This window comes from Streptomyces sp. NRRL F-4489 (assembly GCF_001509485.1).
Classification (GTDB): domain Bacteria; phylum Actinomycetota; class Actinomycetes; order Streptomycetales; family Streptomycetaceae; genus Streptomyces.
In genome coordinates this window covers 1-1,046 of record NZ_LLZI01000165.1, presented here as the reverse complement: position 1 = coordinate 1,046, position 1,046 = coordinate 1, and the positions used below count along the sequence as shown (strand labels likewise).

The 1,046-nt window shown below is 67.8% G+C and carries 2 protein-coding genes; both read left to right on the top strand.

Annotated features, from left to right (window positions below):
• The coding region (locus ADL22_RS14225; protein WP_066978170.1) for a hypothetical protein at positions 1 to 506 on the top strand (506 nt) is incomplete at its 5' end.
• A 3-nt stretch (positions 507 to 509) separates the two neighbouring features.
• Positions 510 to 920: a hypothetical protein gene (locus tag ADL22_RS14220; protein WP_066978167.1), complete on the top strand. Its 411-nt coding sequence runs from the start codon at positions 510 to 512 to the stop codon at positions 918 to 920.
• Positions 921 to 1,046: the final 126 nt, after the last annotated feature.

The following is a 1,046-nucleotide window of genomic DNA, read 5'->3' as shown; positions in this document are numbered from 1 at the left end:
GGGGTGGGAGCGGGGGCGGGGATCGGAATGAGGCGTTGCGGCTGAAGGGGCCGGCGCAGGAGACGTGGAAGTTCACGGCCGAGATCGATGCCACGGATCAGTTGGACGTGGCGGCGCCGGAGGGGATTCATCCGGAGCTGGCGGTGCTGGAGATGCTGGTGCAGCCGACCACCGCGCAATTGCTGGCGGCGTCGAAGCTGACGCAGAAGGGGACTATCGAGATCAGTCCCATCGAGATGCCGCTGACCTTGTTCACGTGGGGGAGCAAGCGGGTCATGCCGGTGCGACTGACGGAATTGTCGGTCAATGAGTCGGCGTTCGATGTGAATCTCTGCCCGATTCGGGCTTCGCTCAGTATCGGGTTGAAGGTGCTGACGGTGAGTGATTTGCCGGCCGGGCATCCGGGGGCGGCGCTGTATCTGGCGCATCTGGCGCAGAAGGAGCAGTTGGCGCGGCGGGCGCGGGCCGGGTCGTTGGCGCAGTTGGGGCTGGGGAGGGGGATCTGAGGCGTGGGCACCGAGCCGTATGAGAGTGCGCTGGACGACGTTCCCGGGGCGCATCCGTATCCGCGGAGCAGTCGGTATGCCGGGGTTGAGATCGGGGTGTATGGCGGCGGTGGTGGTGACGGGGTGGAAGTGCGGTATGCGAAGAGGAGGTTGTTGCCGGCGTTGCCCCGGGAGGGGGACGACGATCTGGTGCCGCATGTGGTGAGTGAGGGGGAGCGGCCGGATCAGTTGGGGCAGCGGTATTTCGGGGATCCGGGGCAGTGGTGGCGGATCGCGGATGCCAATCCGGTATTGGACCCGTGGGAGTTGACGGCGGAGGCGGGGGTGGAGATCGCGGTGCCGTTGCGGGGTGGGTTCGGCGGCGGTGGCGGTGGGGGTGGCATTTCCGGAGGGCCAGGGGTGGGGCGTGGTTGACGGGGATGAGGCGGTGGGGCGGGGGCCCATTCACGTCTCGCTGTATATGGGGCCGAAGTTGGCGCGGTTGGTGCCCCGGGAGGTGGTGGAGGCGCTGCTGTCCGCGCAGATCACCAGTACGGCGGG